This window comes from Actinocorallia lasiicapitis (assembly GCF_054778695.1).
The window spans coordinates 24,861-30,952 of sequence record NZ_BAAGZI010000029.1 but is presented as its reverse complement, the minus strand read 5'-3'; the positions used below and the strand labels follow the sequence as shown (position 1 = coordinate 30,952).

General features: G+C 69.2%; 8 protein-coding genes. 2 read left to right on the top strand and 6 right to left on the bottom strand.

The genetic code is table 11. The features are described from left to right. A partial coding sequence (locus tag ACYVE7_RS06035) for an aminotransferase class I/II-fold pyridoxal phosphate-dependent enzyme (protein WP_460363537.1) occupies positions 1–569 on the bottom strand: 569 nt, incomplete at its 3' end. Positions 570–610: 41 nt separating this feature from the next. On the opposite strand from ACYVE7_RS06035, the gene ACYVE7_RS06030 reads away from it, so the two are divergent. Further along, a complete protein-coding gene (locus ACYVE7_RS06030) occupies positions 611–2,134 on the top strand; it encodes a sensor histidine kinase (protein WP_460363536.1) in 1,524 nt (507 codons plus the stop codon). Between the two features lie 79 nt (positions 2,135–2,213). Here the strand turns inward: ACYVE7_RS06030 and ACYVE7_RS06025 are convergent, their stop codons facing one another. Together ACYVE7_RS06025 and ACYVE7_RS06020 are read right to left on the bottom strand one after the other, a co-directional pair. Beyond that, positions 2,214–2,483 (bottom strand): WhiB family transcriptional regulator, encoded by a 270-nt coding sequence (locus tag ACYVE7_RS06025; protein WP_460363535.1) that lies wholly within the window; start codon positions 2,481–2,483, stop codon positions 2,214–2,216. Positions 2,484–2,766: 283 nt separating this feature from the next. Continuing rightward, complete coding sequence (locus tag ACYVE7_RS06020; protein WP_460363541.1) at positions 2,767–3,705, bottom strand: diacylglycerol/lipid kinase family protein; 939 nt, start codon at positions 3,703–3,705, stop codon at positions 2,767–2,769. Between the two features lie 53 nt (positions 3,706–3,758). On the opposite strand from ACYVE7_RS06020, the gene ACYVE7_RS06015 reads away from it, so the two are divergent. Then, entirely contained in the window at positions 3,759–4,127 is a 369-nt protein-coding gene (locus tag ACYVE7_RS06015) for a hypothetical protein (RefSeq protein ID WP_460363534.1), read from the top strand. A gap of 53 nt (positions 4,128–4,180) precedes the next feature. Here ACYVE7_RS06015 and ACYVE7_RS06010 read toward each other — a convergent pair whose 3' ends face one another. From ACYVE7_RS06010 to sodN, 3 genes are all read right to left on the bottom strand, one after another. Beyond that, entirely contained in the window at positions 4,181–4,900 is a 720-nt protein-coding gene (locus tag ACYVE7_RS06010) for an RNA polymerase sigma factor SigF (protein WP_460363540.1), read from the bottom strand. A gap of 137 nt (positions 4,901–5,037) precedes the next feature. Then, complete coding sequence (locus ACYVE7_RS06005) at positions 5,038–5,448, bottom strand: ATP-binding protein (protein WP_460363533.1); 411 nt, start codon at positions 5,446–5,448, stop codon at positions 5,038–5,040. A gap of 182 nt (positions 5,449–5,630) precedes the next feature. Further along, positions 5,631–6,065: a superoxide dismutase, Ni gene (sodN, locus tag ACYVE7_RS06000; protein WP_460363532.1), complete on the bottom strand. Its 435-nt coding sequence runs from the start codon at positions 6,063–6,065 to the stop codon at positions 5,631–5,633. Between the last annotated feature and the right edge of the window lie 27 nt (positions 6,066–6,092).

Genomic DNA, 6,092 nt, shown 5'->3' with positions numbered 1-6,092 from the left:
CCGTGGGCCCGCGCCACCCGGTGCAGCTCGGCCAGCGGCGCGAGATCGCCGTCCACGGAGAAGACCGCGTCCGTGACGACGACGGCGTGCTCCTCGCGGCGTCCGGCCAGCTCCTCCTCGATCGCCGCGACGTCCCGGTGCGGCACGACCGCCACCCGGGCCCGCGACAGCCGGCACGCGTCCACGATCGAGGCATGGTTGACCTGGTCGGACACGACCAGCGAGCCCGGCCCCGACAGCGCCGCCACGGCCCCCAGATTGGCCAGGTAACCCGAGGAGAAGGTCAGCCCGGACGGGGCCCCCACGAACCCGGCCAGCCGCTCGTCGAGCTCGGCGTGGAGCCGGGTGGTGCCCGTGACCAGGCGTGATCCGGTGGATCCCGTCCCGTACTCGCGGGTCGCGGCGACGGCCGCCTCGATCAGCCGCGGGTCGTGGGACAGGCCGAGGTAGTCGTTGGAGGCCAGATCGATCAGCCCGTCATGGTCGGCGGTGCGGGGCCGCAGCCGTCGGCGCAGCCCGGCGGCCTCCCGCGCCGCCGTCGCGGCGCGCAGTCTGTCCAAGGGGTTCACCTGCCCATCCTCCCAGGAGGGGGGACTGGAATGATGGAGGGGTGCCTACCTTGTCCGACCTCGTCCGCCATCAGACGGATCTCGACCAGCAGGACCTGGAGTGGCTGCATCTGCTGGTCTCCGACTGGCTGCTGCTCGCCGACCTGTCCTTCGCCGACCTGGTCCTGTGGGTGCCGCAGAAGGGGGCGGCCGAGGAGAGCTGGCCGCCGCGGACCGTCGACGGCTGGGTCTGCGTCGCCCAGATGCGCCCCACCACCGGCCCCACCGCCTACCCCGACGACCTGGTCGGACGGATCGTGCGGACCGGCAAACGCGGCCTGATCGACGTGGCGTGGCGGGAGCGGCGCATCGTCCGGGAGGGCGACCCCGAATGGGGCAGCGGCATCCCCGTCCGCGAGGAGTCGATCCCGATCATCGCCCGCTGGGGCGCCCGCTCCAAGATGCTCGGGGTGATCCAGCGCTCCACCAACCTCAGCTCGGCACGGACCCCGTCCCGGCTGGAGCTGACCTATCTGCAGTCCGCCAGCGACCTCGCCCAGATGATCTCCGAGGGCCGTTTTCCGGTCCCGGACGCCGAACCCAACCTGATCCGCTCCCCGCGCGTCGGCGATGGCCTGCTCCGCCTCGACCGCGCCGGGAAGGTCACCTACGCCAGCCCCAACTCGCTGTCGGCGTTCCGCCGCCTCGGCCTGGCCACCGACCTGGTCGGGATGCAGCTCGGCGAGGTCACCCGCGACCTGTCCGACGTGGGGGAGCCGACCGACGAGTCGCTGGTGACGGTCCTGTCGGGGAAGGCGCCGCGCGAGGTCGAGATCGAGGCCAACGGCTCGTTCGTCCAGCTCCGCATGATCCCGCTGATCGTCTCGGGGGAGCGGATCGGCGCGATCACCCTGATCCGCGACGTCACCGAGCTGCGCTGGCGCGACCGCGAGCTGATGACCAAGGACGCGACCATCCGGGAGATCCACCACCGCGTCAAGAACAATCTGCAGACCGTGGCCGCGCTGCTCAGGCTGCAGGCCCGGCGGATCCGGGTGCCCGAGGGGCGGGCCGCGCTGGAGGAGGCGATGCGCCGGGTCGGTTCGATCGCGATCGTCCACGAGACCCTGTCGCACACCCCGGACGAGTTCATCGTCTTCGACGACATCGCCGACCGGGTGCTGATGATGTCGGGCGAGATCATGGCGATGGAGAACCGGGTGATGCCCCGGCGGAAGGGGACTTTCGGGGTGCTGCCCGCGGCGATCGCGACCCCGATCGCCATGGTCCTCACCGAGCTGCTGCAGAACGCGCTCCAGCACGGGCTGGCCGCGCAGGGCACCCGCCTCGACGTGATCGTCGCCCGTACCGAAGAACGGCTCACGGTGACGGTCTCCGACGACGGCGCGGGACTGCCCGCGGACTTCGACCCCGAATCCAGCGACAGCCTGGGGCTGCAGATCGTCCGGACCCTCACCGAAGGCGAACTCGGTGGAACCATCGCCTTCGGTGCGCGTACGGGGGGCGGCACGGACGTCTCACTCGACATCCCGCTCAACCGTCACTTCGCGGAACGTGACCTGTGACCTCGGGGGAGTGTCACGGCACCTACCGTCCCGGTATGACGGGCTGGAGTCAGCTTGCAGCCAGAGCGACGGTCCTTATTCAGTGCGACTGGGCGTTCGCGTTGGCGCGGGCACGGGCTCGGGCGGCGCGGCGCTTGAGGGCGCGACGCTCGTCCTCGGACATTCCGCCCCAGACGCCGGCGTCCTGACCGGACTCGATCGCCCAGCGGAGACACGACTCGGTGACGGTGCACTTGCGGCACACCTGCTTGGCCTCCTCGATCTGAAGGAGGGCCGGGCCGGTGTTGCCGATCGGGAAGAACAGCTCGGGATCCACGTCACGGCAGGCAGCGATGTGGCGCCAGTCCATGCGGTCCACTCCTTCTCACGTCTGAGGCTCCTTGTGAATGTCTTCACGAGGATGTATGCGGGCCCGAGCCTGAACGGCTCCGGGGGCGCGACCACGGGATTTCTCCGCCGTGGCGCACTTTGAGCATCCCCCAGGGGCAATACACCCCACAAGTACTTTGAGAAACGTTTCTCAAAGTATGGATGTCAGTTGTGTCACACCGTTGGAACCTGGCCGTCACATGAGCGTGGAGGAGGCTTGTCGTTGCGGCGTAATGGCTGGTCAGAGCCGTGTGAGCCGAATCTCAGATGACGACCCGTACCGCCTTGGGCACGCTGCGGAACACCATCCGCTGCCGCTCGCCCAGATAATCGCCGTCCACCTGAAGGGCGATAGGGCGGCGCGCGGTAACCGTGAGTTCCGGGGCGTCATGCAATTCCACAACATGCCGGCCGCGCGGTCCGCCCGTTGCCGGGATCATCATCTGCAAGATCGCGCTGAGGGTCGGGAAGGTGTTCAGAGAACGGATTCCGAAAAGGTCTAGACCGGTGGAGAATCCCGCACGCGGCGACGGATAAACGGCCCGCGGACCCAGATACGTCCACGGAGAAGTGTTGGAAACGAACGCGAGGTAGAGCCCGCGCGCCACCCGCCCTTCGGCGTCGCGGACCTCCAGGGCGGGCTGCTGCCGGTCGGTCAGCGCGAAGAACTGCCGCACCGCCGACTGCACATAAAGCCGGTTCGACGCCTTGTGTCCCGGCTCGTTGCGCCGCGCCAGATCGACGGCGTGCACCACTTCGGCGTCCAGCCCGATCCCCGCGGTGAAAGTGAAATAGCGCTCCTCGGCGGGGGTGCGGACGTGCCCCAGGCCGATGGTCCGGAAATGCCGGGTGCGCAGCGCGCCCAGGATCGCGGCCAGCGAGCGGATCGGATCGTTGGGCAGGCCCAGGGCCCGCGCGAACACGTTGGCGTTGCCGCCCGGCAGGACGGCCAGCGCCGGACGGTCCAGAGCGTCCTCGCCGTGCCGCATCAGCCCGTTGACGACCTCGTTGACGGTGCCGTCACCGCCCAGCGCGATCACCAGGTCGTAGCCCTCGCGGGCCGCGCGCTCCGCCAGCTCGATGGCGTGCCTGCGGTGCTGGGTGTCGGCGAGCTCCACCTCGACATCGCCCGCGAACGCCCGGACCAGGAGGTCACGGGCGCGCTGCGTCGTCGAGGTGGCCTTCGAATTGGCGATCAGCATGGCGCGCACGGCGTCAGCGTATGCCACCCGGCGGCGGGGGTACGCTGGCGGGCGTGCCGAACCGTCCCCGCATCCTCCTCGCCGCCGCCCTCCTCCAGGCCCTGCTGGGTGTGGCGGCCGTGCTCTTCGGACTCTTCGTCGGCTTCGAGAGCGTCGCGGGGCACCCGCAGGACAGGGCGTCGGCGATCGGCGTCACGGTCCTGGCGCTCGGCGGCGGAGCGGGGATGCTCAAGGTGGCCTGGGGCCTTTACACCGCCGAGCGGTGGAGCCGTTCCCCGGCCGTCCTCACCCAGCTCTTCTCGCTGCCCGTCGCGGTCTCGCTGATCCAGAGCGGCCAGCCGGGCTGGGGCTACCCGCTGATCGTCGTGGCCTCCGTCACCCTGGTGATCCTCCTCACCAAGCCGATCACCCGCGCCCTCTAGAAACGGCGAGAGGGACCCCGGGTTCGGGATCCCTCTCGGGCGTGTCGAGGGGTTCAGTCCTCGGCGGTGAGACCTTCGCGGAGCTGGGCCAGCGTGCGGGCCAGCAGCCGCGACACGTGCATCTGGGAGATGCCCAGCTCGGTGGCGATCTGCGACTGCGTCATGTTGCCGAAGAACCGCAGCAGCAGGATCTTCTTCTCGCGCGGCGGCAGCTTCTCCAGCAGAGGCTTGAGCGACTCGCGGTACTCCACGCCCTCCAGCGACTCGTCGATCATGCCGAGCGAGTCGGCGACGGCCGGAGCGTCCTCGTCGCCCGAGTCCGGAGCGTCCAGCGAGACCGTCGAGTACGCGTTCGCGGACTCCAGCCCCTCGAGGACCTCCTCCTCGGTCATCTGCAGATGCTTGGCCAGCTCGGCGACGGTCGGCGCGCGGCCTTCCTTCTGCGCCAGCTCGCTGATCGCCTTCGTCAGCGACAGCTTCAGCTCCTGGAGCCGGCGCGGGACGCGGACCGCCCACCCCTTGTCGCGGAAGTGGCGCTTGATCTCACCGACGATCGTCGGCGTGGCATAGGTCGAGAACTCGACGCCGCGCTCCAGATCGAACCGGTCGATCGACTTGATCAGGCCGATGGTGGCGACCTGGATCAGGTCGTCCAGCCACTCGCCGCGGTTGCGGAACCGGCGCGCCAGATACTCCACCAGCGGCAGATGCATCTCGACGAGCTGGTCACGGATCCGCTGACGTTCGGCGTCGCCCTCGGGCAGCGCCTGCATCGTGCGGAAGAGCTCTTTGGCCCGGGTGCGGTCGGGCACGGCGGAGGGCCGCTCCGGTGGAAGCGTGACCTCCTCGGGCTCCGTCACCAGGTCCTCTTCGACCTCGACGGGCTCGATGCTGACTTCGCTTCTCTCCGTCACGGAGCCCCCGCGCCCCGACGCTTCACCAGCGTCACGGTGACCTTGTCGTCGGCGCCGACCGTGGCGTCGACCTCGCCGGCGAGCGAGGACAGCACGGTCCAGGCGAAGGTGTCGCGGCTCGGCAGCCTGCGGTCGGCGGTCAGCACCGACACCGCGATCCGCATGGCGTCGCCGGTCAGCTCGAACTCGCACGCGAGATCGGTGCCCGGCACGGCCTGCGGCAGCAGCATCGCGCACGCCTCGTCGACGGCGATGCGCAGGTCCTCGATCTCGTCGATCGTGAAGTCCAGGCGCACCGCCAAACCCGCCGTCGCGGTGCGCAGCACGGAAAGGTATGCGCTCGATGCCGGCAGCCGCACGGTCACCATGTCGCGCAGTGCCGTCATGGCGGCGGTTTCCTCAGTCACGGATCTCCCTGCGAGGTGATGGTCCCACTTCTTTCGAAACTACCGCGCCGGGACCCCGTTTCGCTGGGAGCCACGCTCATACCCGGCCCGCGGACCGCAAGAAGGCGAAGACCCGGCACGTCACGGTGACGGCCGGGTCCACGGTGAAGCGTGTGGAACGCGAAGTGCGTCCCGCGAAGGAACTACGCCTTCTTGGTCTCCCAGAAGATCGAGGCGATCTCGTCGATCTTCGCGAGGAGGTCGTCGGCGACCTTGACGTCGGTGCTGCCCTTGGTGCCACCGGCGCCGGCGAGCTTGGTCGCCTCGTTGAACAGCTCGTTGAGCTGCGGGTACTTCTCGAAGTGCGGCGGCTTGAAGTAGTCGGTCCACAGCACCCACAGGTGGTGCTTGACGAGGTCGGAGCGCTCCTCCTTGATGAGGATGGCGCGGGCCCGGAACGCCGGGTCCTCGTTGGCGTTGTACTTCTCGATGACGGCCTTGACGGACTCGGCCTCGATGCGCGCCTGAGCGGGGTCGTAGACACCGCAGGGCAGGTCGCAGTGCGCGGAAACTACCGTCGTGGGACGGAGAAGGCTCACCGGAGTGGTTCCCTTCGGAAGTGGGCTGACTCGGATCATGCTGTAGATCAGACACTACTCCCGGCC

Excerpts from the sequence above, each read along its gene's own strand:
- ACYVE7_RS06025 (WP_460363535.1), bottom strand. The coding sequence starts at position 2,483 with ATGGACTGGCGCCACATCGCTGCCTGCCGTGACGTGGATCCCGAGCTG.
- ACYVE7_RS06020 (WP_460363541.1), bottom strand. The coding sequence starts at position 3,705 with ATGCTGATCGCCAATTCGAAGGCCACCTCGACGACGCAGCGCGCCCGT.
- ACYVE7_RS06010 (WP_460363540.1), bottom strand. The coding sequence starts at position 4,900 with ATGCAGGCGCTGCCCGAGGGCGACGCCGAACGTCAGCGGATCCGTGAC.
- sodN (WP_460363532.1), bottom strand. The coding sequence starts at position 6,065 with ATGATCCGAGTCAGCCCACTTCCGAAGGGAACCACTCCGGTGAGCCTT.